The following is a 25,842-nucleotide window of genomic DNA, read 5'->3' on the forward strand; positions in this document are numbered from 1 at the left end:
GCTTTTTCATGGACTCGCCCTCGCTGTCGTTGGCTGATTAGACTGCCACCGTGGCGCATTGACGCCTCGGCTTGGGCGAGTCCATCCAATTACAGGGGGCGGGAATCGCTTCGAATCCGCCACTGTTTCAGCGTTGTAATCCTTCGCCGGCAAAGTCCTACAGAGGACTACACCTAATCCTCTCGTTCCTGTCGGGAATTCCCTACACTTCTGTTGAAGTGTCCCCGCTGGCCTGCCTTGAAAGGCTGCAGCGCTTTCCTCTACCGTAACTGCCTGTCTCTACTGTTACGGAAATGCCATGTCTTTGGCCTGCTCACGCTCTTTGTTTTTCATGGCTTTCATTGCAGGTGCCCTGGCCCTGGGCGTGTCCTATTACCTGGAATATGCGGTCGGCCTCAAGCCTTGCGGGTTGTGCCTGTTGCAGCGCTTTTGCCTCGCGTTGCTCACGGGTGTCTGCCTGGTGGCTTCGGTCCATGGGCCGGGCCGCTTTGGCTCTTTCCTGTATTGGATGCTCGGGCTGTTTTGCAGTCTGGCGGGTACGGTCACGGCGTGGCGGCAGGTATTGCTGCAGAGCGATCCAATGCATCAGCTGTTGACGTGCTCGCCCAATCTGGCAGTTCAGTACGAGGATATGCCTTGGTTGTGTCAGGCCACGCAGATGTTTAAAGGGGAGGCCGAGTGCGCGGAGATTTCCTGGACACTGTTCGACCTGAGCATTCCTGAATGGAGTTTGCTGTTCTTCATGGCGATGACAATTCTGGGAATTTATCAGCTGCTGCGCGTTGTCTGGAAAGCCTGTCTGCGACCGCTCAGCGGCGGTTCGTCGCACCGGGCGCTGGCGGGTGATTAAACACTTGTATGAACTTTATCTCCTGCGTACCTTGAAGCCATTGTCGCGCGGGCATAATCTGGCCCGCACGTGTCATTGGAATTATGTTGCTCGAATGACGCTCTGCCTGGCCGATACTTGACCTTCAAGTGTGCGACGGGTGTAGGGCAGCATGACCCACAAGGGAAGAGAGATCACCATGCTCGAAAGTTGTCAGAATGCTCAGGAACGTTGGGGTGGAGTGCATCTGCTGATCGATCGCTGGTTGCAGGAGCGTCACGAGCTGGTTCGGGCCTATGATGCTCTCGGCGCCAAGCCTGAGGCACTGGGTGAGAACCGTAAGCCGTTGCAGGAATTCTGCGGCGTGCTGGTCGATTACGTGTCTGCCGGGCACTTCGAGATCTACGAACAGCTGACCGGTGAAGCCAAAGCGTTTGGTGACACTCGCGGGCTTGAGTTGGCCGAGACCATCTACCCTCGCATCGATGTCATCACCGAGAAGCTGCTAGCGTTCAATGACCTGTGTGATGCAGGTCAATGCGTGGCAGAGAAATTCAAAGAGCTGGGTGGCCTGTTGCACGAGCGCTTCGAACTGGAAGACTGCCTGATCGAAGTGCTGCACACCGCTCACAAGGAAGAGGACCCGGTTCAAGCCTGAACCCCTTCCTGCAAGACCTCCAAAAACGGTGCGCTATGCGCGCCGTTTTTCGTTGCCGGTATTCAGCTTGTGGCACCGCGCAATTCGACTTCGAATACCAGCGGTGTGAACGGCGCAATCAGGTCGCCGGCACCCTCGGCGCCATAGGCTTCGGCCGATGGAATCACCAAGCGCCATTTCGCACCGACCGGCATTTGCTGCAACGCGCTGCGCCATCCGCTGATCACGCTGTCGAGACTGAACCACTGCGGCTGACTGTTCTGATCGAACACCGTGCCGTCGGGAAGGCGACCGATGTACAGCACCTGGACTTTGCCGTTGGGGCCAGCTTTGGCACCAGTGCCTGGCGCCAACTCCGTTAGCAATATTCCATCTGCCAGTTCACGAACGCCCGGTCTGGCTTTTTCCTCGGCGAGAAAGGCCTGCTCTTTTTCGAGGGCGATTTCACTTTGCGGCGTGCTCGGTTGCAAGGCGACCTGGGCTTCGTGCTCGGCAAGAATCTGTTCGATCTGCTCATCTTTCAGCGCCAGGGGTTTGCCTTGATAGGCTTGTTGCAAGCCTTCGATCAGCGCCTGAAGTTGCAGATCGGGAACCTCCTGGCGCAGGCGTTCGCCGAGGCTTGCGCCCAGGCTGTAAGAGAGATCATGAGTGTCATTTTCTTTGGTTTTTTCGGCGGCCTGAGCCACGGAAAAAAACACGCACAGTGATAAAAAAAGGTAGCGCGACATGGGCACTCTCCGACCTGAGATGCGGGGGATTATGCCAGTGTGAATGCGCTCTACGGTGAACTGGTTTTGCGAAGGCGCAGAAGAATTTCAATCTGTTGCAACGCAGCGCTTTGGATACTGTCAACATGCCCTAGCGGCGGTAACAGCAGAGGTCTAGTATGAGCCGCACCCACGTCAGCCAGGAGGTAAACCATGTCGGCCACCAAGAAGCCTGTAAATACTCCGTTGCACTTACTCCAACAACTCTCGGGCAGCTTGCTCGAGCATCTGGAAAACGCTTGTTCCCAAGCCTTGGCTGATGCTGAAAAACTGCTCGCCAAACTGGAAAAGCAGCGCGGAAAAGCGCAGGAAAAATTGCACAAGTCCCGTACCAAATTGCAGGACGCTGCGGCGGCCGGCAAGGCCAAGGCACAAGCCAAAGCCAAGGGCGCGGTGAAGGAGCTTGAGGACTTGCTCGATGCCCTCAAGGATCGTCAATCCGAAACTCGCAGCTACATTCTGCAACTCAAGCGCGATGCTCAAGAAAGCCTGAAACTGGCCCAGGGCGTCGGTCGTGTACAAGAGGCTGTCGGCAAGGCGTTGTCCCTGCGTTCGGCCAAGCCTGCTGCGGCTCCTGCCAAGAAAGCCGCTGCCAAACCGGCTGCTGCAAAAGCTCCGGTCAAGTCTGCCGCCAAACCGGCCGCCAAAGCGCCGGTGAAAGCCGCAGCAAAACCTGCCGCTAAACCTGCGGCAAAAAAACCAGTCGCTGCTAGCGCTGCAAAACCGGCTGCTAAAACAGCCGCTGCCAAACCTGCCGCCAAGCCAGCCGCTGCCAAAACAGCTGCCGCTAAACCGGCTGCAAGAACCGCTGCTGCTAAACCGGCGGTGGCGAAAACTGCAGCGGCGAAAGCAGCTGCCAAACCGGCCGCAAAACCGGCTGCAAAAACTGCCGCTGCGAAACCTGCTGCCAAGCCTGTCGCGAAATCAGTCGCGACTAAAACTGCTGCCAAGCCAGCTGCAAAAGCTGCAGCCAAACCGGCTGCCAAAACTGCTGCTGCAAAACCTGCTGCAGCGAAACCAGCAGCCAAACCTGCCGCTGCCAAACCGGCTGCAAAACCAGCGGTGAAAAAACCGGTTGCCGCCAAGCCGGCCGCCGCGCCAGTTGCCAAGCCAGCCAACCTGGCTCCGGCAGCAACGTCTGCTTTAGCAGCAGCTACCTCGACAGCCACGCCAGCGCCAACGCCGGCCGCCGCATCGATCGCAGCAACCACCCCAACCAGCGCTTCCTAAGTGCCGGTTGCCGCGACGCGCAGCTGATGCAGCGCGTCGCGGTCCAGGTGGGCGGCGCCAGCCGCCACACCTTCCAGCCAGGCCGTTAGATCGGTCGCCTCACCCTGCGGCCAACTCAGCGCCAAGCGTTCCAGTCGCAACAACAAATGCCGTTCGGCTTCCATCTCCAGTGTCTTCACTTGTTCGCGCAAATCATCCAGCCCGGCATCCTCGCTGGCGGCGGCTTTCCATTGCAGGCGCAAGGCGCGCAACGGTTGCACGACATCCGCGTCCCAAGGCCGGGCGACATCGCGAAGCAGCTGCAAGCGTTGTTCGTTGCAGGTAACGCCACGTTCTCCCAGCCACAACCCGCACAGCAGCAGGCACACGTTCACACCCGTCGACTGCAAGTGCAGGCACGAACGTTCAACGCCGGGACGGGCGTAAGTACTAAGGGAAAAGCTCCACAGGTCAGAGGACATAGTGCTACTCGCGCCAGTTGCGAGCGAAGCTGGTAGACTCCGCCGCCATTATGATTCGACTTCAGAACCTGACTTTACAGCGTGGCCCTCAACGTCTGCTAGAAGACGCCGAGCTGACCCTGCACGCCGGCCACAAAGCCGGCCTCATCGGTGCCAACGGCGCCGGCAAATCGAGCCTGTTCGCCTTGCTTCTGGGTGACCTGCACCCGGACTCGGGTGATTGCTTCTTGCCGGTGGACTGGCGCATCGCCCACATGCGCCAGGAAATCGACACCCTCGATCGCGTGGCGGTCGACTATGTACTCGATGGCGACCTGCGACTGCGCGAGGTGCAACGCGACCTCGCGGCAGCCGAAGCGGCCCATGACGGTACCGCTCAGGCCCGCCTGCACTCGGAACTCGACAGCGCCGACGGTTACACCGCCGACGCCCGGGCCCGCAAGTTGCTGGCCGGCCTTGGGTTCACCAATGAACAGATGGATCGCCAGGTAGGAGATTTCTCTGGTGGTTGGCGGATGCGTCTGAACCTGGCGCAGGCTTTGATGTGCCCCTCGGACTTGTTGTTGCTCGACGAACCGACCAACCACTTGGACCTCGACGCCATCATCTGGCTCGAAGAATGGCTCAAAAGCTATCCTGGCACCTTGATGCTGATTTCCCACGACCGGGACTTCCTCGATGCAGTGGTCGATCACGTGGCCCACGTCGATCAGCGCAAGATCACCCTGTATCGCGGTGGTTACAGCGCCTTCGAACGCGCCCGTGCCGAGCGTCTGGCCCAGCAACAGCAGGCCTACGAGAAGCAGCAGGCGCAACGTGCGCACATGGAAAGCTACATCGCCCGTTTCAAGGCCCAGGCCACCAAGGCCCGTCAGGCCCAGAGCCGGATCAAGGCGCTGGAACGGATGGAAGAACTGTCCGCCGCCCACGTCGATTCGCCATTCGATTTCGTTTTCCGCGAATCAGTGAAAATCTCCAGCCCGTTGATTGACCTCTCCGACGCCCGACTGGGTTACGGCGAGCGAGCCGTGCTGGAGAAGGTCAAGCTGCAACTGACCCCCGGTGCGCGGATCGGTTTGCTTGGCCCGAACGGTGCCGGTAAATCGACCCTGATCAAAAACCTTGCCGGTGAACTCGAGCCGTTGTCCGGCCGACTGACCCGTGGCGAGAACACTGTCGTTGGCTACTTCGCCCAACATCAGCTGGACTCACTCGACTCCAAGGCCAGCCCGTTGCTGCACATGCAGCGCCTGGCGCCGACCGAGCGCGAGCAGACGCTGCGCGACTTCCTCGGTGGTTTCGACTTCCGCGGTGCGCGGATCGATGAGCCGGTGCTGAACTTCTCCGGTGGCGAAAAGGCCCGTCTGGCGCTGGCGTTGATCGCCTGGGGCCGGCCGAACCTGTTGCTGCTCGACGAACCGACCAACCACCTGGACCTGGAAATGCGCCTGGCGCTGACCATGGCCCTACAGGAATTCAGCGGCGCGGTACTGGTGGTCTCCCACGATCGCCATTTGCTCAAAAGCACCACCGACAATTTCTATCTGGTGGCGGACGGCAAGGTCGAGGAGTTCGACGGCGACCTGGAAGACTACACCCGTTGGCTGGTGGACTACCGTCAGCGCAACGCCCCGGTCAGCAATACGCCGGTCAATCCGGACAAGACCGACAAGAAGGCCCAGCGCCAGGCGGCGGCCGCGTTGCGTCAGCAACTGGCGCCACACAAGCGCGAGGCTGACAAGCTCGAAGCCGAGCTGGGCAATCTGCACGAGAAACTGGCGAAGATCGATACCAGCCTCGGCGACAGCGACATTTACGAGCCGGCGCGCAAGAACGATTTGCGTGATCTGCTGGCCGAACAGGCCAAGCTGAAGGTCCGTGAAGCCGAGCTGGAAGAAGCCTGGATGGAAGCGCTGGAACTGCTCGAAAGCATGCAGGCGGAGCTGGAGGCGCTGTCCTGATGGAAGCCTTCAAGCTGCCATTGCCTGCTGTGTGGATCGAGCCGATCTGGCTCTTCGTGCAGATCCTGCTGATTCTGTTGGCGGGATATGTTGCCCAGCGCTGCGTCGCCAAGTGCCTGACTCGCCTGGGTGAGCGTTATCCGTTTCCGCCACAATTGCTGATGCCGCTGCGCGGTGGTCTGCGCTGGCTGATCATGGGCAGCGCGCTGATCTTCGTGCTGGAACGCCTCGGGGTGTCGGCGACGGTGCTCTGGACCGCGTTGTCCGGGTTTGTCGCGGTAGCGGCAGTGGCGTTCTTCGCCATGTGGAGCGTGCTCTCGAATCTGTTGTGCGCAATCCTGATCTTCACCGTCGGCCCGTTCCGCCTCGGCGACGTGGTCGAGTTGGTGGACACCACCGACAAGCCCGGCGTCAAAGGCCGGGTCGTTGCGATCAATCTGCTCTTTACCACGCTTATCGAAGCCGAAGAGCTCGGCACCGGCAGCGCCATGGTGCAAGTGCCCAACAGCCTGTTCTTCCAGCGCTCGGTTCGACGCTGGCGCGGCAGCGATGTATTCCCTTCCAGCGGTTTTGAAAAGTAAGTCTTTTGTCGCCTGACATATCGCTTTCGCGAGCAGGCTCGCTCCCACAGTAGATCCGTGGCGTTCACAAATTCCAAGTGGGAGCGAGCCTGCTCGCGAAAGGGCCCTCCAGCTGTAAACGCTGGTCGGCTTCAACGCTGTCCTGAAAAAATCGGTAGTCATCGGCCCAAAGCCGCATTAGCTTAGACGTCTGTCACGAGTCTGGGTCGAGGTGTGCGATGGTGCTTCAAACATGGCTGGCGTTTTTTGCCGCCTGCTGGGTGATCAGTCTCTCTCCCGGTGCCGGCGCCATTGCGTCGATGTCCAGCGGTCTGCGATACGGATTCTGGCGCGGTTATTGGAACGCCCTGGGCCTGCAACTGGGTCTGGCGTTACAGATTGCGATTGTCGCCGCCGGTGTCGGTGCAATCCTCGCGGCGTCGGCCACCGCTTTCTACGCGATCAAATGGTTTGGCGTGGCCTATCTGGTTTACCTGGCGGTCAAGCAATGGCGCGCGCTGCCCAATGACATGAGCGACGACGCTGCCGTCCGGCAAATCGGCAAGCCGATGGCGCTGGTGTTCCGGGGGTTCCTGGTGAACGTCAGCAACCCCAAGGCGTTGGTGTTCATGCTCGCGGTGCTGCCGCAATTCATTGATCCGCATGCACCACTGGTGGCGCAGTACCTGATCCTCGGTGTGACCATGATCTGCGTCGACCTGATTGTCATGGCCGGTTACACCGGGCTGGCTTCCAAGGTGTTGCGCCTGTTGCGCACGCCCAAGCAGCAAAAACGCATGAACCGCACCTTTGCCGGGCTGTTCATCGGTGCGGCGGCGTTCATGGCGACCCTTCGCAAAGCGGTGGTGTAAAGCCGCCAGGCACAAAAAAGGCGACCCTTGGGGTCGCCTTTTTAGTTTCAGGGTTCAGCGCAGAATGACCGGCGCTATGTCCGATGGCAGGTTATTGCGCCGCGGGGCTTGGCCCGGGTGCTCGTAACCGCCGCCACCGAGCTGTTGGCTCAGTTGCCCCGCCACGTCTTCCCCTAAGGACTTGGACACGTCACGCACCACCCGCGGGCGGTTCAGCGAGACACGGATGTCCCGATGGTTCATCAGTTTGGTGTCCTGACCTTCGCCCATCGCCGTGAAGGCCGAGGTGATTTCGAAGGTCTTGGTGTTGATCAGGCTGAAATCCGCCACCAGGGTCAACGCCAGCACCGCCGAATAGCTGTCGGTGTTGGCGAGCTCGTTGATGTCGTTGTTGAAGTCGATGTCCGACACGGTGCCGAACAACACGTAGTCGGCGCCTTTGAAGTTGCCGGCCTTGATTCGCTTGATCACGTCATAGACGTCACCCTTGGACGCCGATGTATAAGGCGTGCCCTGGACCAGCTGGAACATGCCGGTACGAAGAATCTCGCCCTTGATGTCGCCGGTGAATTTGCGCAATTCACCTTGCTCGATGTAGCTGCTGGTGGCTTCGATTTCGTTGTAGCTCGAAGAACCGCTGGCGCTGTAGCGGTTTGCCTGGAAGTTGCTCTGCGCCGAAACGATGTGGATGTACTGCTCCACTCGCTCCTGGTACGCCAGGTCCGTGACGGCGACTTTCGGGGCCGCTTGCACGCTGAACGCGCAAGCCAGGGCCATCATGCCAATCCATGCGCGCATTGATTAACGCTCCGTGGTCTTGCGGATCTCTTTCTCGTCCATCCACTCGGCCAGACCGCTTTCGACGTCAATCAATTGCAGGCTGAATTTGTAGAAGACGTCCTTGTAGTCGCTGCTGCGCTTGACGATCGAGCTGATCGAACCTTCGATACGGTATTTGGCGGCGATCATGTTGCCGGTCTTGGCCACCGTACTTTTCTTGTACAGGCCGCTCTGGTTTTGCAGCTTGAGCTGGTCAACCTGGCTCTGCATCGCGTTGTTGTCGCTGGCGAAGCGCGCGACACCGGTTTTCATCAGCTGGGTCTTGATGCTGGTGGTGATTTCGCGGGTATCGATGTACTCGCTGGTCTTGTTCTTCACGTCGTAGACCTGAACCACCGGACGACCCTGCATGATGCCGGACTGGGCCAGGGAGCGGGTCATGGACTCGGCGATCATCTGCAGGTCGGTGGAACCGAACTCGTTGGTCACGGTTTCCACAGCCTTGGTGTCGCCGTAGCTGATGCTTTTGCTGCCCAGGGTTGGCGAAGTGTTGGCGCAGCCGCTGGCCAGAAGGGCGATAACGGCAATGAACGAAATGCGTGCAAACATGGGAATGCTCTCTAGAACTGAACGAATAGGGTGTCGGGCTTAAGGCGTTTTGATTTCGAGACGGAAATCCACGGCTTTGGCGGTTGGCGCGATCGCCTGAATGAAGCTGGTCTGCTCGCCGTACATCATCTGGCTTTTCCAGGTTTCTTCTTCGGCGACGGGGAAGCCTTCAGGGCCGAGCCAGGCAAAACGGTAGTAGAAGGTCTTGTTGTTGAAGCTGGTGTTGCTCAGCTGTGCATTGACCGTCATGAAGCCGTTTTCCCGGGAGACGCGCATGGCGCCGACCACGATGTTCTTGAGCTTGCCCATGGCCACGACCTTGCTGGCGGCGCTGCCAGGTTCCGGCGGTGGCGGGGTGGCGCACCCGGCCAGCAAGGCCAGGGCGACAACAGCGATGAGTTTGAAACGCATGCAAAGACTCCGTTCTTAAGGTTTGAGGCTGGCCACGGCGGTCGTGTTGGCGCTCGGGATCACATGCGCGGCCAGGCCGCTGGCGAACACCTGATTGCCCACGGCGCGCAGGCTGATGACCTGGTAACGCTGGTCGACGGTGACCTTGACCACCGAACCGCCCACGGCGCTCGGCAGGGTGACTTGGTGCTCACCTTTCTTCAGGCGCAGACGCACCACTTGCGTGTAGTCCGGCAGGGTGCGCCACGTACGGGTATCGGCACCTTCGAGCACGGCTGAAGAGATACCGACCGCCAGGCCCGCCAGCGGGTTGGTTTCATTGATCTGCTTCTGCGCTACGCCTTTGGTCACGGCACGCACGGTGGTGCGCAGAATGATGCCCGGCATATCGTCACGCAGTGCGCGACGGGACATGGCAGTGGTGCTGTTGAGTTGCGTCAGGTTCAGTTGCTGGCCGTCCACGCCAATCTGGGTGAGCGTGGCGGTGGAGGTGTCCGCCTTGATGATCGGGAACGACAGCGGGGTAATCACCAGATTGCCGCTGATCGGCAGAGGCAGGGGCACGCGGATCGAGTCCCGGGAGGGGGCCAGGCCGCTTTGCACGACGATCAGGATGTCGCTTTCCTCGTTCTTTCCACTTGGCTTGTCGAGATTCACCAGCGCCTGTTCGAGCAGCGGGGTGTTCGGGCGCAGTTCGGCGGCTTTGCGATAGCCCGGCGCGGCCAGGTCTTTTTCACCCAGGGCCTCGTAGACGAAGCCGGCCAGGTAGTGGCTGAACGCACTCTGGTAGCTGTTTTTCAGGCTGACCACTTCCGGTGCGTCGAGGCTGGCGACCGGGTAACCCTGCAAATCCTTGTACTGGGTTTTGACGCCTTCTTTCTCGGCTTCCTCTTCGCTCTTGAGGTATTCCTTGTCGCGCAGGTCGGCGATCACGGCTTCGCGTTCGTGGGTCTTTTTGATCGACATGCGCGCGCCGTCGAAGTCGTTTACCGCCAGCAGGTTGAGGGCCATCTGCGTGGTCAGCATGACTTTTTCGTAGTCGTAGCCTTCGTAGCGACGGACCTTGTCGTTCACCAGGAAACTGCCGAACTGGGCGAGGTACTTGGCGGTATCAAGCTTGACCGAGTCTTCCCACTTGCCCACCACCTGATCGGCGCTGGTCCAGGCGTTCTGGCTGCCGGACAGGTCACCTTTGGCGCGCAACAATTCACCCTTCTCGAAGTAATAGAGCAGGTCTTTGTCCGGGCTGGTGTTGTTCTTTTCCAGCAGGGTCAACGCGGCATCGACATTGCCGGCGGCCAGTTGCTGGTTGGTTTGGGCCAGTTCGGAGTCGTAGTTACGAAATGCCGAGCAGCCGGAGAGCAAGGTGACGGCGCTGAGCGCGATCGAGGTAAGGGCGCGGGATGCCATTGGGGTACTTCTTCCCTGAATGTAAGCAGCCGCAAATGCTGGTCGGGCTGATGGGACCTACTGGCGGGAATGTTGGCCTCCTGCCAATTCCTCATAAAAAGAGGAGCTTAAATACCGTTTCGCAATAACGAAGGCGCGGCATTATAAGCAAGGATGCTGGCTATGTAATGGCTTTTTAATCGCGCATTTTAACGGCGTGCCATCATCAATCGGAAGCGCGAACCCAATGCGCCGATCACCAAGCCGTGCCGCGCACCCACAACAAAGCTTGAGTGAAAGTCATTGGAAGTGAACAATGTGTTACTTCGTATTTCCAATTGAGATTCATTCATGACTGCCCCGTCCCGTTTCCTGGCCTGGCTGGTATTGCCGCTGTTTGCCCTGTGCAGTTTCAACCTGCTGGCCGACACGGTTGAAGGCGCGCCGCAAGCGCTGCATTTGCTCGATTACATCGGTGCGGATTACCCACAAACCGTGCAGGCAGGCAAGGTCATCGATGAGTCCGAATACCGCGAGCAGCTGGAATTCATCAAGGTGTTGCAAGGCTTGATCGCCGCGATGCCAGCCAAACCGGAAAAAGCCGGGCTGGAGCAGGGCGTCAGCACGCTGCGCAACGCGATCACTGCGCGTCAGGACGGCGCGGACGTCGGCCGTCAGGCACGGCAGCTCGGCGCCAAGCTGGCGGTGACCTATGAAGTCAGCCAGGCACCGATCATTACGCCGGATCCGACCCGTGGTGCGCCGTTATACGCTCAGCATTGTTCGGTGTGCCACGGCGACGCGGGTGCCGGGGATGGCCCGGCAGGCGTTGGCATGACGCCGCCGCCAGCCAATCTGCGCGATGCTGCGCGACTGGACCGACTGAGCCTCTACGCGATCTACAACACCTTGGGGATGGGCGTCGAAGGCACCGACATGCCGGCCTTCGCCGATCAACTGGACGATCGTCAGCGTTGGGACCTGGCAACCTACATCGCCAGCTTCAGCGCCGACCCGGCGGCTGCAAAAGCCGAGAAGACCTACAACATCGCCGACCTGGCCCGTCAGACTCCCGCAGAAGTGGTGGCTGCCGAGGGGCCGCAAGCGGCGGCGACCTTCCGTGCGCAGCGAGCGCAACCGCCGCAGGTCAAGCGTGGTCCGGCGCAGTTGCTCGACTACACCGCCGCGACCCTGGACAAGAGCATCGCTGCCTATCGTGCCGGTGATCACGATCAGGCCTATGACCTGTCGGTGGCGGCTTATCTGGAAGGTTTCGAACTGGTCGAAAGCTCTCTGGATAACGTCGACACCAACGTTCGCAAAGACACTGAAAAATCGCTGATGGCGTACCGTCAGTCGTTGCAGGACGGTTTGCCGGTGGCCCAAGCCCAGCAGCGCCTGGACGCGGCCAAGGCCAAGTTGAAGGAATCCGCCGGCCTGCTGGGCAGCGATGGTTTGAGTTGGTCCCTGAGTTACATCTCCGGTTTGTTGATTCTATTGCGCGAAGGTCTGGAAGCGATTCTGGTGTTGGCGGCAATCCTCGCGTTCCTGCGCAACACCGGCCAGCAATCGGCGGTGCGCAGCGTCAACGTCGGCTGGGGACTGGCGTTGCTGGCCGGTTTGGCGACCTGGGCGCTGGCGGCGTACGTGATCGATGTCAGCGGTTCGCAGCGCGAATTACTGGAAGGTGCGACGGCGTTGTTTGCCGCCGTCATGGTGCTCTGGCTCGGCGTGTGGATGCATGATCGTCGTCACGCAGCGGCCTGGCAGGATTACATCAAGAGCAGTCTGGTGGGCGGCGGTGGGCGTTTCGGGTTTGCGACGCTGGCGTTCTTCTCGGTGTATCGCGAGCTGTTTGAAGTGATTCTGTTCTACGAGACCCTGTGGTTGCAGGCGGGTCCGGCGGGCCATAACGCGGTACTGGCGGGTGGTGCGACGGCGTTGGTGTTGTTGGTGGGTCTGGCCTGGGTGATCCTGCGCGGTTCGGCGAGGCTGCCGCTGTCGTTGTTCTTCAGTATCAACGCCGGTTTGCTGTGCGCATTGTCGGTGGTGTTTGCCGGGCATGGCGTGAAGGCGTTGCAGGAAGCCGGGATTTTCGGCACCCGGCCGGTGCCGTTCTTTGACTTCGACTGGCTGGGGATCCACGCTGATGCGTATTCGCTGACTGCGCAGGCGGTGGCGATTATCGCGATCATCGTGCTGTATAGCCGTAGTCGGCTGGCTGAGAAGCGGCGGGTGCAGGTTTCCTGATCCGAGTGATCCTCAAGAGGTAAAACCATGCGTGTGTGGATCGATGCCGACGCCTGCCCCCGGGCGGCCAAGGATCTGGTGGTGAAGTTCGCCCTCAAGCGCCAGTTTGAAGTGGTGCTGGTGGCCGGACAGCCGCAGATCAAACCGGGTTTGGCCCTGGTGAAGCTGATCGTGGTGCCAAGTGGTCCGGATGCCGCCGACGACTATCTGGTGGAACACGCGGTCCCCGGCGAATTGGTGATCTGCAGCGATGTGCCGCTGGCCGACCGCCTGGTGAAAAAGGGCGTTGCGGCGCTGGATCCACGGGGCAAAGAGTTCGATGCGCAGAACATGGGCGATCGGTTGGCGGTGCGTAACCTGTTTACCGATCTACGTGAACAGGGGCAGATGAGCGGCGGGCCAGCGCCATTTGGCGAGCGTGAGAAGCAGGCGTTTGCCAATGCGCTGGACCGGATCCTCACGCGGTTGACTCGTAAACCCTGAGCGAGCAGCCGAACCCTGTGGGAGCGAGCTTGCTCGCGATAGCGGTCGCACAGTCAAAATAGGTCATAAATGTCAGGGCCTCATCGCGAGCAAGCTCGCTCCCACATTGGTCCGTGTCAGGCGTCGTTTTCGTGGGTCAATTCGAGAACACGGTCGACCAGCTTGTTGATACCCGAAGCCGCTTCACTGATGCTCTGCGCCAGCATATAAGCCGGGGTGCACACCAGTTTGCGGGCCTTGTCTTCGACGATGTCGCTCACCGCGCAATCTTTGTGGGTGGCGCCCATCTTGTTCATGGCGGCGGCAGTATCGGCGTCGTTGCCGATGGTGCAGGTCACGCCCGGTCCATAGATCTTCGCCGCGAGTGCCGGCGAGATGCAGATCAGCCCGACCGGTTTGCCGGCCTCGGCAAAGGCTTCAGCCAGCGCCAGGACTTCCGGTTGCACGGTGCAGCCGGCGCCTTCGACGGCGAAGTTCGACAGGTTCTTGGCCGCCCCGAAACCACCCGGAACGATCAGCGCGTCGAAGTCTTCGACGTCGGCCTCACGAATGTCTTTGATGTTGCCCCGGGCGATCCGCGCCGACTCCACCAGCACATTGCGCGACTCGGGCATTTCTTCGCCGGTCAGATGGTTGATCACATTTAACTGCGCGATGTTCGGTGCGAAACACTGCACCTGGGCCCCCCGCTGGTCCAGACGCAGCAGGGTGATCACGCTTTCGTGGATCTCGGCGCCGTCGTACACGCCACAGCCGGATAGGATCACTGCAATTTTTTTGCTCATGGGCTTTTCTCCAGATTCATGGCGTTAAATGTCCACTAATTTGTCACTCGTTGCCATAGGGTTAATTCGCGGCTACACCTAGGATCTGTCCTCAAGATTCCGATCAGGGCGCGTCATGGACTTCATTCTGTATGCGGTGCCGTTTTTCTTTGTGCTGATTGCCGTCGAACTGCTGGCCGACCGTTGGCGCGGGGTGAGCAATTATCGCGTGGCCGACGCGATCAACAGCATCAGCACCGGCGTGCTGTCGACCACCACCGGCCTGTTGACCAAAGGAGTCGGCCTGGTGACGTATGCGTTTGCCCTCAAGCACCTGGCGCTGTTCGAGCTCTCGGCTGACAGCGTCTGGGTCTGGGTATTCGCCTTTGTCCTCTACGACTTCTGCTACTACTGGCTGCATCGCATGGGCCACGAACGCAACATCCTCTGGGCGGCGCATTCGGTGCATCACCAGAGCGAGGACTACAACCTGTCCACGGCGCTGCGCCAGACCAGTACCGGCTTCCTGCTGAGCTGGATCTTCTACCTGCCGATGGCCGTGCTCGGCGTGCCGCTGCTGGTGTTTATCAGCGTCGCCTCGCTGAACTTGCTGTACCAATTCTGGGTGCATACCAAACACATTCCCAAGCTCGGCTGGTTCGAGTGGTTCTTTGTCACGCCGTCCAATCATCGGGCTCACCATGCACAGAACGCTCTCTACATGGATCGCAACTACGGCGGGGTGTTCATTATTTGGGACCGTCTATTTGGCTCGTTCCAGGAAGAGGACGACAACGAACCGGTGATTTTCGGCGTGACCACGCCGCTGGCGAGCTGGAATCCGTTGTGGGCGAACGTGCAGTTCTACGCGCAGCTGTGGGATGACGCGCGGCGTGCACAAAGCAAATGGGACAAGCTGCGCATCTGGTTCATGCGCACCGGTTGGCGGCCAGCGGATGTGGCGGCCAAGTACCCGATGAACAAGCCAGACCTGAGTCAGTTCCGTAAATTCGAGGTGCCGCTGGACGGGCGTCAGCAGCTTTACGTCATGTTGCAGTTCTGCGTCTACATCGCGTTGGGCAGCTACTTGATGAACCTGGAGCAGCGTTTGCCAACCGCCGCGCTGGTGCTCGGTTGGAGTGCCGTGGCGCTGGGTTTGTTTACGTTGGGCGTGGCCCTGGAGAATCGCCCGTGGACGCGGAAGCTGGAGCTGCTGCGCCTGGCGTCGAACGTGCCGCTGGTGTGGCTGGCGCCGGTCGTTGGTCTATGGCCGGCCAGTGCGGTGGGCTGGGTCGGCCTGCTGAGTTACAGCCTGCTCAGTGGTATCGGTCTCTACTGTTGCAGAAACCGTTTCACTCGGCTGGCGTCTTAGTCTCGGCAGATTTGGCCAGTTCGGCCTGCTCGTCGGCGTAGATCTTCTTCGCCAGACGGGCGTTCTTGAAGCGACGGCGCAACCACAGGCAAAAGCCCAGTATCAGCAGGGCGCCAAGCACCCACAGCTCGTACTTCTTGACGCTGCCGAGCATGCCCTCAAGTACCGCACCGAAGTGATAGGCGGCGGCAGCCAGCGCCGCGGCCCAGATCGCGGCACCAATCCCGTTGAGCAGCAGATAACGTCCCGGCGGATAGCCCGACAGGCCGATCGCCACCGGCATCACCGTGCGCAGGCCATAGACAAAGCGGAAGCTCAGTACCCAGATGTCCGGGTGCCTGCGGATGTGTTCCAGCGCCCGGTCGCCCATCAATTGCCAGCGCGGTTTGCGCGCCAGCAACTTGCGGCCGTGCTTGCGCCCCAGGAAATACCACAGCTGATCACCGGCATAACTGCCGAGGAACGCCACGATCATGACCACTTTGAGGTCCATGTATCCGCGGAACGCGAGGAAGCCCGCGAGCACCAGAATGGTTTCGCCTTCGAAAAACGTGCCGAGAAAGAGGGCGAAGTAGCCGAATTCCTGAAGAAATTGTTGGAGCATTGTCTGGATGCTGGCGAAATGAACGCGCAGCCTAACCCTTCGGGAACATTCATGAAAGTGTCCAAATGTGTCTCGACGTGAACATTTCCTACAAGGACAATGGAATGCGGCTACGTGACGCAGGGATGCACATAACTGTCATACGTTGGTCATAATGGCCGCTTATAACTGTCACGCTCGCCCGCCAGCGCGGGCTCAGGAGTCTGCCGTGAGCTTCACCCCCGCCAACCGTTTGTTTCCTGCAACCCGCCTGCGTCGCAATCGCCGTGATGATTTTTCGCGTCGACTGGTCCGTGAAAACGTTCTGACCGTCGACGATCTGATCCTGCCGGTGTTCGTGCTGGACGGTGAAAACCGTCGCGAAGCGGTGGCGTCGATGCCAGGCGTCGAGCGCCTGACCATCGATCTGTTGCTTGAAGAAGCGGCCAAGTGGGTCGAGCTGGGGATTCCGGCATTGGCGTTGTTCCCCGTGACGCCGCCGGAGCTCAAGTCTCTGGACGCCGCCGAAGCCTGGAACCCGAACGGGATCGCCCAGCGCGCCACCCGCGCGTTGCGTGCGCAATTCCCTGAACTGGGCGTGATCACCGACGTCGCCCTGGACCCGTTCACCACTCATGGCCAGGACGGTATCCTCGACGAAGAAGGCTACGTGCAGAACGACATCACCGTCGACGCACTGGTCAAGCAGGCGCTGTCCCACGCCGAAGCCGGCGCTCAGGTGGTGGCCCCGTCGGACATGATGGACGGTCGCATCCAGGCGATCCGCGAAGCGCTGGAACTGTCCGATCACGTCAACGTGCGGATCATGGCCTACTCGGCGAAATACGCCAGCGCCTATTACGGCCCGTTCCGCGATGCGGTCGGTTCGGCGCTGAACCTGGGCAAGGCCAACAAGGCCTCCTATCAGATGGACCCGGCCAACAGCAACGAAGCCCTGCACGAAGTGGCGGCAGACTTGTCAGAAGGCGCGGACATGGTCATGGTCAAGCCAGGCATGCCGTATCTGGACATCCTCTACCGGGTCAAAGAAGAATTTAAAGTGCCGACCTTTGTTTATCAGGTCAGCGGTGAATATGCCATGCACATGGCGGCGATCCAGAATGGCTGGTTGAGCGAAGGGGTTATCCTCGAATCCCTGACCGCTTTTAAACGTGCAGGCGCTGATGGCATCCTGACTTACTTTGCCGTCCGTGCTGCTCAATTGTTACGAGAGCAAAAATAGCCCTCCCAGGAACATTCGATGAATACCGAAGGACTCACTGAAGTTGCCGTAAAAGATGCTCAACCTGTGGTGGAGCAAATCGCCGAAACCCCGCCGGAACTGGAGCCTGCTGCTCCCGCGGTGGTGGCCGAGCCCGCAATTGCGGCGCCAGCGATTGCCATTCCCGGCCTGGATGACAGCAGCCTGTACATCCATCGCGAGCTCTCGCAACTGCAGTTCAACATCCGCGTGCTGGAGCAGGCGCTGGATGAGTCCTACCCGTTGCTGGAGCGGCTGAAGTTTCTGTTGATCTTCTCCAGCAACCTGGACGAATTCTTCGAGATTCGTGTGGCCGGCCTGAAGAAGCAGATCACCTTCGCCCGTGAACAGGCCGGCGCCGATGGCCTGCAACCGCACCAGGCCCTGGCCCGCATCAGCGAACTGGTGCACGGTCACGTCGACCGCCAGTACGCGATCCTCAACGACATTCTGTTGCCGGAGCTGGAAAAGCATCAGGTCCGCTTCATCCGCCGGCGTCACTGGACCACCAAGATCAAAACCTGGGTGCGCCGCTATTTCCGCGATGAGATCGCGCCGATCATTACTCCGATCGGCCTCGACCCTACGCACCCGTTCCCGTTGCTGGTGAACAAGAGCTTGAACTTCATCGTCGAGCTCGAAGGTATCGACGCCTTCGGCCGCGATTCCGGTTTGGCGATCATTCCGGCGCCACGTCTGCTGCCGCGCGTCATCAAGTTGCCGGAAGAAGTGGGCGGCTCTGGCGACAACTACGTGTTCCTGTCGTCGATGATCCATGCGCACGCCGATGACCTGTTCCAGGGCATGAAGGTCAAGGGCTGCTACCAGTTCCGTCTGACCCGAAACGCCGACCTCGCCGTCGACACCGAAGATGTAGAAGACCTGGCCCGCGCCCTGCGCGGCGAGTTGTTCTCCCGTCGCTACGGTGACGCGGTGCGTCTGGAAGTGGCCGACACGTGCCCGAAACACCTGTCCGACTACTTGCTCAAGCAGTTCAACCTGCACGAGACCGAGCTGTATCAGGTCAACGGTCCGGTCAACCTGACCCGCCTGTTCAGCATCACCGGTCTGGACAGTCAGCGAGCGCTGCAATACATGCCGTTCACCCCGCAGATCCCGAAACTGCTGCAGAACAGCGAGAACATTTTCAGCGTGATCAGCAAGCAGGACATCCTGTTGCTGCACCCGTTCGAGTCCTTCACTCCGGTGGTCGACCTGCTGCGCCAGGCTGCCAAGGACCCGCATGTATTGGCGGTCCGCCAGACCCTCTACCGCTCCGGCGCCAACTCGGAAATCGTCGATGCGCTGGTCGATGCGGCGCGTAACGGCAAGGAAGTCACTGCGGTGATCGAGTTGCGTGCGCGGTTCGACGAAGAGTCCAACCTGCAACTGGCCAGCCGTCTGCAAGCGGCCGGTGCGGTGGTGATCTACGGTGTGGTCGGCTTCAAGACCCACGCCAAGATGATGCTGATCTTGCGTCGCGAGGCAGGCGAGATTGTGCGTTACGCGCATTTGGGTACCGGCAACTACCACGCGGCCAACGCCCGTCTGTACACCGACTACAGCTTGCTGACCTCGGATGACGCCTTGTGTGAAGACGTTGGCAAACTGTTCAGTCAACTGATCGGCATGGGTAAAACCCTGCGCATGAAAAAGCTGCTGCACGCGCCGTTCACGCTGAAGAAGGGCATGCTCGACATGATTGCCCGGGAGACCCAGTTCGCCCTCGACGGCAAACCGGCGCACATCATCGCCAAGTTCAACTCGCTGACCGATCCGAAGATCATCCGGGCGCTGTACAAGGCCAGTCAGTCCGGGGTGCGTATCGATCTGGTGGTGCGCGGCATGTGCTGCTTGCGTCCGGGCATCGCCGGGGTTTCGCACAACATCCACGTACGCTCGATCATCGGGCGTTTCCTGGAGCACACCCGGGTGTTCTACTTCCTCAATGGCGGCGAAGAGCAGATGTTCCTGTCCAGCGCCGACTGGATGGAGCGCAACCTCGACAAGCGCGTCGAGACTTGCTTCCCGGTGGAGGGCAAGAAGCTGATCATGCGGGTCAAGAAAGAGCTGGAGCTTTATCTCACCGATAACACTCACAGCTGGAGCCTGCAGGCGGACGGCCGTTACATCCGCAACACGCCGACGGGTAACCAGAACCCGCGTAGCGCGCAGGCCACGCTGCTGGAGCGTTTGGGCAGCCCGATTCTGGCTGTCCGTTAACGCCAGGAACCTGTGGGAGCGAGCTTGCTCGCGATGGGGGCAGCATTTTCAACATTTATGTTGACGGTCAGTCCGCTATCGCGAGCAAGCTCGCTCCCACAGGGGGTTGCGTCGTCTGCCGAATCGCGGACACAAAAAAAGGCCTTCCGAAGAAGGCCTTTTTCAATTTCAGCGAACGTTAAGCACGAAGCCGACGCGGGTCAGCCATTCCGCCTCCAGACCGAAGTCGGCCTGGGTCAGCTGGTTTTCGTCCAGCCAGTTTTCCGGGAATAACACATCCAGGCTGTCGCCATTGGCCTGCAGCACGACCTGAGGCATTTCCTGGGTGCCGCGGATGTGATGGAACAGAATCGCAAAGCGCAGCAGCACGCACAGGCGAATCAGCTTGATGCCTTCATCGCCGAAGTCGGCAAACTTGTCCTTGGGGATATTGCGGCGGTGGCCACGCACCAGTAGCGCAAGCATCAGTTGGTCTTCGCGGGAGAACCCGGCCAGGTCCGAATGCTCGATCAGGTAGGCGCCGTGCTTGTGGTAGTGATAGTGGGCGATGTCCAGGCCCACTTCATGGACCTTGGCGGCCCAGCCCAGCAGTTCGCGCCATACGCCGTCATCCAGATCCCAATCTTCGGCGACTTGATCGAAGGCATGCAACGCCTTGCGCTCAACCCGCGCCGCTTGTTCCAGATCGACGTGATAACGCTCCATCAACGAGCTGAGGGTGCGCTCACGGACGTCTTCGTGATGATGACGGCCCAACAGGTCATAGAGCACGCCTTCGCGCAGGGCGCCTTCACAGTGGTCCATGCGTTGCAGTTCGAGCGCGTCGAAGATCGCTTCGAGAATTGCCAGGCCCGCCGGGAAGATCGCCCGACGGTCGGGCTTGATGCCTTCGAAGTCGATCTTCTCGGCGTCGCCGAGTTTGATCAACTTGCGCTTGAGCCAGGCCAGGCCTTGGGCGTTGACCTCGCCCGTGCCATGACCGCCGGCCTTCAGCGCCAGACCGATGGCGCGGATGGTGCCCGAGGAGCCGATGGCTTCATCCCAGGTCAGCCGGTGCAGGGCGTGTTCGATGCTCATGATCTCCAGCCGCGCCGCCGTGTACGCCTGGGCGTAGCGGGCCGGGGTGATCTTGCCGTCCTTGAAATAGCGCTGGGTGTAGCTGACGCAGCCCATTTGCAGGCTTTCGCGCAGCAGCGGTTCGAAGCGCTGGCCGATGATGAATTCGGTACTGCCGCCGCCGATGTCGGCCACCAGGCGTTTGCCAGGGGTGTCAGCGAGGGTGTGGGAAACGCCGAGGTAAATCAGGCGCGCTTCTTCACGGCCGGAGATGACTTCCACCGGGTGGCCTAGAATTTCTTCGGCGCGGTGGATGAACTCGGCACGGTTACGGGCTTCACGCAGGGCGTTGGTGCCGACGATCCGCACGGCGCCGGGCGGCATACCGTTGATCAGTTGGGCGAAACGCTTCAGGCAATCGAGCCCGCGTTGCATGGATTCTTCACTGAGCTGACGCTCATCGTCGATGCCGGCGGCCAGCTGAACCTTCTCCCCGAGACGTTCGAGAATACGGATTTCGCCGTTCTGGGCCTTGGCCACGACCATGTGAAAGCTGTTGGAGCCCAGGTCGATTGCGGCGATCAGGGACAGATTCTTGGCTTGGGATTGCGGCATGGTCAGGGGGTCTCGGTCGATAACCTCGACATCGTGCCACGATCAAACGCTGCCGCCAACGCGCAGGTGACCGCTTCGCGGTCAATCGCGAGCAAGCTCGCTCCCACAGGGTTCTGTGTTGCCCCAATTCCTGCTGCAGCGCAAAACCAATGTGGGAGCGAGCTTGCTCGCGATAAGGGCCTTCCAGCGACTAAAGATCCTTCAACCTGCCGCTTCGACGGTACCAATGAAATTCGCCAACTCCGCGGTCTGCGGGTTGGCAAACAAAATCTTCGGATCCCCCACCTCATGCACCTTGCCCTGATGCATGAACACCAACTTATCCCCGACCTCCCTGGCAAAACGCATCTCATGGGTGACCATAATCAACGTCATCCCTTCCTTGGCCAGTTGCCGGACCACGCTCAGCACTTCATTGACCAATTCCGGGTCCAGCGCCGAGGTAATCTCATCGCACAGCAAGACCTTCGGCGACATCGCCAGCGCCCGGGCAATCGCCACCCGCTGTTGCTGCCCGCCAGACAACCGATCCGGGAAGGCATCGAATTTCTCCCCCAGCCCGACCCGTTCCAACATCTCCCGCGCCCGCTCGGCAGCTTTGGCTTTCGGCACTTTCTGCACCACTTGCGGTGCGAGCATCACGTTCTCGCCGACCGTCAGGTGCGGGAACAGGTTGAACTGCTGAAACACCATCCCGACTTTCTGTCGCAAGCTGCGCAGATCGGCACGAGCGGCGTCGAGGTATTCGCCGTCGACTTCAATCACGCCGTCGTTGATCGATTCCAGGCCATTGAGGGTGCGCAGCAAGGTGGATTTCCCCGAACCGCTGCGGCCGATGATTGCTACCACCTGGCCTTCCTCGACGCTCAGGTCGATGCCTTTGAGCACATGGTGGTCGCCGTAATATTTATGCAGGGCGGAAATTCTAAGCAGAGGCATGCAGTCTCCTTTCCAGGTAGCGCGCGCTGAGGGACAAGGGGTAACAGAGCAGGAAGTAACCGAGGGCCACGAGGCCGTAGACCATGAACGGTTCAAAGGTCGCGTTGGCGAGCATGCCGCCGGTCTTGGTCAGTTCGGTGAAGCCGATGATCGAGGTGACGGCGGTGCCTTTGACCACCTGCACGGAGAAGCCCACGGTCGGCGCCACGGCGATCCGCAGCGCTTGCGGCAGGATCACGTAACGCAGTTGCTCCAGCGGGTTCAGCGCCAGACTCGACGAGGCTTCCCACTGGCCATTGGGGATCGACTCGACGCAACCACGCCAGATCTCTGCCAAGTAGGCGCTGGTGAACAGCGTCAGGGCAATCGCCGCGGCCATCCACGGCGAAATCTCAACCCCCGCCAACGCCACACCGAAGAACACCAGAAACAGCTGCATCAACAGCGGCGTGCCCTGGAACAGTTCGATGTAGGTGCGGGCGAAGCTGCGGGGCAGGGATTTTTTCGAGATGCGCATGACCATGATCAGCAAGCCGATCAGCCCGCCACCGATAAACGCCACCAGCGACAGCGCCAGGGTCCATTGCAGGCCTGTGAGCAGGTTGCGTACGACGTCCCAGAACGTGAAATCGCTCATTGGCTGCTCCGGGCTATGTAGCGGCGACCAATCCAGTTCAGCAATTGGCGGATCATTAGCGCCATGCACAGGTAGATCAGCGTAGTCAGGACGTAGGTTTCAAAAGCACGGAAGTTGCGCGACTGAATGAAGTTGGCGGCGAAGCTCAGCTCTTCGGTGGCGATCTGCGAGCAGACCGCCGAGCCGAGCATGACGATGATGATCTGGCTGCTCAGCGCCGGCCAGACCTTACCCAGCGCCGGCAGCAGCACCACGTGGCGGAACGCTTCGAAACGGCTCATCGCCAACGCGGCGGCAGCTTCCAGCTGTCCTCGGGGAATCGCTTGAATGCCGGCGCGGATGATCTCGGTGGAATAGGCGCCGAGGTTGATCACCATCGCCAGCACCGCGGCCTGCCATTCGGAAATCTGCACGCCCAGTGACGGCAGGCCGAAGAAAATGAAAAACAACTGCACCAGAAACGGCGTATTGCGGATCAACTCGACGTAAACCCCAAAAATGCCGGCGAACGGGCGGATGTTCCACGCCCGCACCAGCGCCCCGACGATGCCCAGACCCACCCCGAGCACTGCGCCGATGGCCGTCAGTTCAAGGGTGAACAGCGCACCGCGCAGCAGCAGGTCGGTGTTTTGCACCACCGGTATGAAATCGAACTGATAAGCCATGTTCAGTCTCCGCAACGACGATCAGAGATCGGCCGGCAGCGGCTCTTTGAGCCAGGTCCGGGAGTTCTTCTCCAGCGCGCCGTCGGTCCTGGCGGTGGTGAGGATCTGGTTGACCTTGTCCAGCAGCGCCGGCTCGTTTTTGTTCACGCCGACGTATACCGGCGAATCCTTGAGCTTCACTTTCAGCGCCGGAATGCGTTTCGGGTTGCGCTCGCTGATGGTCACCATCACCACGTTGCCACTGGCGATCAGATCAACTTGCCCGGCGAGGTAAGCGGCGATGGTCGAGTTGTTGTCTTCGAAGCGCTTGATGGTCACGCCTTCGGGCGCGACTTTGGTCAGCTCGATGTCTTCGATGGCGCCACGGGTAACGCTGATGGTTTTGCCCTTGAGGTCGTCCAGGCTTTTTATGTCAGCGTCTGGCGGACCGAATACGGCGAGGTAGAACGGCGCGTAGGCACGGGAGAAGTCGATGACCTTCTCGCGCTCGGGGTTCTTGCCGAGGCTGGAGATCACCAGATCGACCTTGCCGGTGGTCAGGAACGGAATGCGGTTGGTGCTGTTGACCGGTGTCAGCTCGAGTTTGACCTTGAGTTGGTCGGCCAGTAGTTTTGCAGTATCGATATCCAGGCCGCGCGGTTTCATGTCCGGACCGACCGAACCGAAGGGCGGGAAGTCCTGAGGTACGGCAACCTTGAGGACGCCGCGCTTGACCACATCCTCCAGACCGTCGGCATGGGCGGGCGCCTGGCTCAGCATCAGGCTGGCAAACAGGGCTTTGATGAGGGCGCTGTAACGCTGGGTCATGGCAAATCTCCGAATCGGCGAGAAGTGAATTCTGCGGATCGACAGAGCATGGGACGTGCCAATATCGGGTTTTGGGGGCGCGAGGCCAGGGTTTTGCTGGTGTCGATCGGTCTTACTGGTCTGAACAGTTGAGCGGCGTTTCGCACCCCGATAGCGCATCCATGAAAATCTCCGAACCCCCATGGGGCACGACTTGCCGGGCGTCGCGAATAGCTTTACAACTAACCGCTCATTGGCCTGGTTCGTCTGAAAAACCATGAACTCGATCTCCCGCGCCGTACCTGAAGTGGCGCTGCAAGCCATCCGTAAACTCATCACCGAGCAAGGTTTCGGGCCGGGGGATGCCTTGCCCTCGCAACGGGATTTGGCAATGCAATTGGGGGTCAGTCGGGCATCGCTGCGCGAAGCGTTGTCGTCATTGAGTGCGTTGGGGGTGATCAGCATCCAGCCTGGCAAAGGCGTGTTCGTGCAGTCACCGGTTGATTTGCCGCTAGGTGATGCGGGGCTGAGTTGGCCGTTCGCGGCCCAGGCCTCGCCGCTGGACATCTTCCAGTTGCGCTATGCCCTGGAAGGCTTTGCTGCCGGTTTGGCGGCGGTGACCCTGAGTACTCACGAGCTCGATGCACTGGAAGATAACGTCGCCGCCATGCGCATCGAATTGAAGGCCGGCGACTTCGAGGCCGCGGCGAGACTGGATTTCGAGTTTCACCGGCGCATCCTGCTGGCGAGCGGCAATCAGGCGATGCTGAGCATCCTGACGGCCAGCGCCGACATTTTTCTAGAGAGCCAGAAACTACCGTTCATCCGGGCAGAGCGGGCCATGGAAACCTGGCAGGAACACCGCAAAATCCTCCGCGCACTGGCCCGGCGGGCGTCCGGCCCAGCGCAGAAGGCCATGCACGAACATGTGCGTAACGCGGCACTGCGCACAGGAATTGCCTTCGTCGCTCCCGCCACCTCGTGACTTGGGCTATACCCAAACTCATGCGGCACCATAGCGAGACTCAATCATCTGCACCTTCCTGAACGAGGGAAGGGCGGCTATGATGGGCCACGTTTTTTTGCTTACAACCTGGAGACTTCCATGAGCAGCGATCTTATTAAACACGTCACCGACGCTAGCTTCGACGTCGACGTCCTCAAGGCCGAAGGCGCTGTACTGGTCGACTACTGGGCTGAATGGTGCGGCCCTTGCAAAATGATCGCTCCTGTTCTGGACGAAATTGCTGAAACCTACAAAGGCAAGCTGACCGTTGCCAAACTGAACATCGACGAGAACCAGGAAACCCCGGCCAAGCACGGCGTGCGTGGTATCCCGACCCTGATGTTGTTCAAGAACGGCAACGTTGAAGCGACCAAGGTCGGCGCGCTGTCGAAGTCGCAACTGGCTGCCTTCCTCGACGCCAACATCTAAGCGTCGTTGTAAAGCGTCATTTAAAAGGCCCCGTATATTGCGGGGCCTTTTCGTTATTCAGGGCTAGACGCTCCGAAACTCAGGTGGTACATTCGGCCCCGCACTGGTTTCTCCACTGCCCCCTGCTAGCCGTCGCCGACGCACTCCTTTTCGAATAAGTACGCGATCCTGTCGCCTTCTCTGCGGCGCGGCCTCATTACGCCAAAAGCTTAATTTCCCCACCTCCATAACTGATTACGAAATTCC

26 protein-coding genes are annotated in these 25,842 nt (G+C 60.1%); 13 read left to right on the top strand and 13 right to left on the bottom strand.

Going from position 1 to position 25,842, the window contains the following annotated elements; translation table 11 throughout:
• Positions 1-298: 298 nt before the first annotated feature.
• Complete coding sequence (locus ACIQU2_RS21565; RefSeq protein WP_347804159.1) at positions 299-850, top strand: disulfide bond formation protein B; 552 nt, start codon at positions 299-301, stop codon at positions 848-850.
• Positions 851-1,028: 178 nt separating this feature from the next.
• Positions 1,029-1,487 (top strand): Rsd/AlgQ family anti-sigma factor, encoded by a 459-nt coding sequence (locus tag ACIQU2_RS21570; RefSeq protein ID WP_033053386.1) that lies wholly within the window; start codon positions 1,029-1,031, stop codon positions 1,485-1,487.
• Between the two features lie 62 nt (positions 1,488-1,549).
• Here the strand turns inward: ACIQU2_RS21570 and ACIQU2_RS21575 are convergent, their stop codons facing one another.
• On the bottom strand, positions 1,550-2,215 hold the full coding sequence (locus tag ACIQU2_RS21575; RefSeq protein ID WP_149631204.1) for an FKBP-type peptidyl-prolyl cis-trans isomerase: 666 nt from the start codon (positions 2,213-2,215) through the stop codon (positions 1,550-1,552).
• A 192-nt stretch (positions 2,216-2,407) separates the two neighbouring features.
• On the opposite strand from ACIQU2_RS21575, the gene ACIQU2_RS21580 reads away from it, so the two are divergent.
• On the top strand, positions 2,408-3,484 hold the full coding sequence (locus tag ACIQU2_RS21580; RefSeq protein ID WP_403143868.1) for an AlgP family protein: 1,077 nt from the start codon (positions 2,408-2,410) through the stop codon (positions 3,482-3,484).
• Here ACIQU2_RS21580 and ACIQU2_RS21585 read toward each other — a convergent pair.
• Positions 3,481-3,945, bottom strand: a complete 465-nt coding sequence (locus tag ACIQU2_RS21585; protein ID WP_403143870.1) for a TIGR02444 family protein — start codon at positions 3,943-3,945, stop codon at positions 3,481-3,483. The two genes, ACIQU2_RS21580 and ACIQU2_RS21585, sit on opposite strands and share 4 nt — an antisense overlap.
• Positions 3,946-3,995: 50 nt before the next feature.
• Between ACIQU2_RS21585 and ACIQU2_RS21590 the strand changes: the two genes are divergently transcribed.
• From ACIQU2_RS21590 to ACIQU2_RS21600, 3 genes are all read left to right on the top strand, one after another.
• On the top strand, positions 3,996-5,906 hold the full coding sequence (locus tag ACIQU2_RS21590; RefSeq protein WP_403143872.1) for an ATP-binding cassette domain-containing protein: 1,911 nt from the start codon (positions 3,996-3,998) through the stop codon (positions 5,904-5,906).
• Positions 5,906-6,487 carry a mechanosensitive ion channel family protein gene (locus ACIQU2_RS21595; RefSeq protein WP_347804163.1) on the top strand — a complete coding sequence of 194 codons (582 nt, stop codon included), beginning with the start codon at positions 5,906-5,908 and terminating at the stop codon, positions 6,485-6,487. The genes ACIQU2_RS21590 and ACIQU2_RS21595 overlap by 1 nt, the downstream gene beginning before the upstream one ends.
• Positions 6,488-6,705: 218 nt before the next feature.
• A complete protein-coding gene (locus ACIQU2_RS21600) occupies positions 6,706-7,338 on the top strand; it encodes a LysE family transporter (protein ID WP_283182141.1) in 633 nt (210 codons plus the stop codon).
• 54 nt (positions 7,339-7,392) lie between these two features.
• On the opposite strand, the gene ACIQU2_RS21605 is transcribed toward ACIQU2_RS21600, so the two are convergent.
• The 4 genes from ACIQU2_RS21605 to ACIQU2_RS21620 are packed head-to-tail and all read right to left on the bottom strand — an operon-like array spanning position 7,393 to position 10,548.
• Positions 7,393-8,136, bottom strand: coding sequence for a penicillin-binding protein activator LpoB (locus tag ACIQU2_RS21605; protein ID WP_403143874.1), 744 nt, complete (start codon positions 8,134-8,136; stop codon positions 7,393-7,395).
• A gap of 3 nt (positions 8,137-8,139) precedes the next feature.
• Positions 8,140-8,727 carry a penicillin-binding protein activator LpoB gene (gene lpoB, locus ACIQU2_RS21610; protein ID WP_347802488.1) on the bottom strand — a complete coding sequence of 196 codons (588 nt, stop codon included), beginning with the start codon at positions 8,725-8,727 and terminating at the stop codon, positions 8,140-8,142.
• Positions 8,728-8,766: 39 nt separating this feature from the next.
• Complete coding sequence (locus ACIQU2_RS21615; protein WP_403143876.1) at positions 8,767-9,138, bottom strand: DUF1425 domain-containing protein; 372 nt, start codon at positions 9,136-9,138, stop codon at positions 8,767-8,769.
• Positions 9,139-9,153: 15 nt separating this feature from the next.
• Positions 9,154-10,548, bottom strand: a complete 1,395-nt coding sequence (locus ACIQU2_RS21620; protein ID WP_403143877.1) for a COG3014 family protein — start codon at positions 10,546-10,548, stop codon at positions 9,154-9,156.
• A gap of 330 nt (positions 10,549-10,878) precedes the next feature.
• Between ACIQU2_RS21620 and ACIQU2_RS21625 the strand changes: the two genes are divergently transcribed.
• Both ACIQU2_RS21625 and ACIQU2_RS21630 read left to right on the top strand, forming a co-directional pair.
• Positions 10,879-12,777 carry an FTR1 family protein gene (locus ACIQU2_RS21625; protein WP_403143879.1) on the top strand — a complete coding sequence of 633 codons (1,899 nt, stop codon included), beginning with the start codon at positions 10,879-10,881 and terminating at the stop codon, positions 12,775-12,777.
• A 27-nt stretch (positions 12,778-12,804) separates the two neighbouring features.
• Positions 12,805-13,260, top strand: coding sequence for a YaiI/YqxD family protein (locus ACIQU2_RS21630; RefSeq protein ID WP_017341414.1), 456 nt, complete (start codon positions 12,805-12,807; stop codon positions 13,258-13,260).
• Between the two features lie 116 nt (positions 13,261-13,376).
• Here ACIQU2_RS21630 and elbB read toward each other — a convergent pair whose 3' ends face one another.
• Positions 13,377-14,045: an isoprenoid biosynthesis glyoxalase ElbB gene (gene elbB / locus ACIQU2_RS21635; protein WP_347802484.1), complete on the bottom strand. Its 669-nt coding sequence runs from the start codon at positions 14,043-14,045 to the stop codon at positions 13,377-13,379.
• A 115-nt stretch (positions 14,046-14,160) separates the two neighbouring features.
• Here elbB and ACIQU2_RS21640 point away from each other — a divergent pair, with 115 nt between their 5' ends.
• Entirely contained in the window at positions 14,161-15,396 is a 1,236-nt protein-coding gene (locus ACIQU2_RS21640) for a sterol desaturase family protein (protein ID WP_403143881.1), read from the top strand.
• Here the strand turns inward: ACIQU2_RS21640 and ACIQU2_RS21645 are convergent.
• On the bottom strand, positions 15,377-16,000 hold the full coding sequence (locus ACIQU2_RS21645; RefSeq protein WP_347802482.1) for a DedA family protein: 624 nt from the start codon (positions 15,998-16,000) through the stop codon (positions 15,377-15,379). The genes ACIQU2_RS21640 and ACIQU2_RS21645 overlap by 20 nt on opposite strands.
• Positions 16,001-16,208: 208 nt before the next feature.
• Here ACIQU2_RS21645 and hemB point away from each other — a divergent pair, with 208 nt between their 5' ends.
• Together hemB and ppk1 are read left to right on the top strand one after the other, a co-directional pair.
• Positions 16,209-17,222 carry a porphobilinogen synthase gene (hemB, locus tag ACIQU2_RS21650; RefSeq protein WP_403143883.1) on the top strand — a complete coding sequence of 338 codons (1,014 nt, stop codon included), beginning with the start codon at positions 16,209-16,211 and terminating at the stop codon, positions 17,220-17,222.
• Positions 17,223-17,240: 18 nt separating this feature from the next.
• Positions 17,241-19,463: a polyphosphate kinase 1 gene (ppk1, locus tag ACIQU2_RS21655; RefSeq protein WP_403143885.1), complete on the top strand. Its 2,223-nt coding sequence runs from the start codon at positions 17,241-17,243 to the stop codon at positions 19,461-19,463.
• Between the two features lie 168 nt (positions 19,464-19,631).
• Here the strand turns inward: ppk1 and ppx are convergent, their stop codons facing one another.
• The 5 genes from ppx to ACIQU2_RS21680 all read right to left on the bottom strand — a co-directional run bounded on the left by ppx (position 19,632) and on the right by ACIQU2_RS21680 (position 24,182).
• Positions 19,632-21,134: an exopolyphosphatase gene (gene ppx, locus ACIQU2_RS21660; RefSeq protein WP_403143886.1), complete on the bottom strand. Its 1,503-nt coding sequence runs from the start codon at positions 21,132-21,134 to the stop codon at positions 19,632-19,634.
• A gap of 201 nt (positions 21,135-21,335) precedes the next feature.
• The gene (locus ACIQU2_RS21665) at positions 21,336-22,073 is read right to left on the bottom strand and encodes an amino acid ABC transporter ATP-binding protein (protein ID WP_347802479.1); all 738 of its coding nucleotides are present in this window, start codon (positions 22,071-22,073) and stop codon (positions 21,336-21,338) included.
• A complete protein-coding gene (locus tag ACIQU2_RS21670) occupies positions 22,060-22,710 on the bottom strand; it encodes an amino acid ABC transporter permease (protein ID WP_033060645.1) in 651 nt (216 codons plus the stop codon). Before ACIQU2_RS21670 ends, ACIQU2_RS21665 begins: the two co-directional genes overlap by 14 nt.
• Entirely contained in the window at positions 22,707-23,375 is a 669-nt protein-coding gene (locus ACIQU2_RS21675) for an amino acid ABC transporter permease (RefSeq protein ID WP_403143889.1), read from the bottom strand. The genes ACIQU2_RS21670 and ACIQU2_RS21675 overlap by 4 nt, the downstream gene beginning before the upstream one ends.
• 21 nt (positions 23,376-23,396) lie before the next feature.
• Entirely contained in the window at positions 23,397-24,182 is a 786-nt protein-coding gene (locus ACIQU2_RS21680) for a transporter substrate-binding domain-containing protein (RefSeq protein ID WP_403143891.1), read from the bottom strand.
• Positions 24,183-24,438: 256 nt separating this feature from the next.
• On the opposite strand from ACIQU2_RS21680, the gene ACIQU2_RS21685 reads away from it, so the two are divergent.
• Both ACIQU2_RS21685 and trxA read left to right on the top strand, forming a co-directional pair.
• Positions 24,439-25,146 (top strand): FadR/GntR family transcriptional regulator, encoded by a 708-nt coding sequence (locus ACIQU2_RS21685; RefSeq protein WP_403143893.1) that lies wholly within the window; start codon positions 24,439-24,441, stop codon positions 25,144-25,146.
• Positions 25,147-25,266: 120 nt separating this feature from the next.
• Positions 25,267-25,596, top strand: a complete 330-nt coding sequence (trxA, locus tag ACIQU2_RS21690) for a thioredoxin TrxA (protein WP_008150340.1) — start codon at positions 25,267-25,269, stop codon at positions 25,594-25,596.
• Positions 25,597-25,842 lie beyond the last annotated feature (246 nt).

The sequence above is a fragment of the Pseudomonas sp. NPDC098740 genome (assembly GCF_044760065.1).
In the GTDB taxonomy this organism is placed as follows: domain Bacteria; phylum Pseudomonadota; class Gammaproteobacteria; order Pseudomonadales; family Pseudomonadaceae; genus Aquipseudomonas; species Aquipseudomonas rossensis.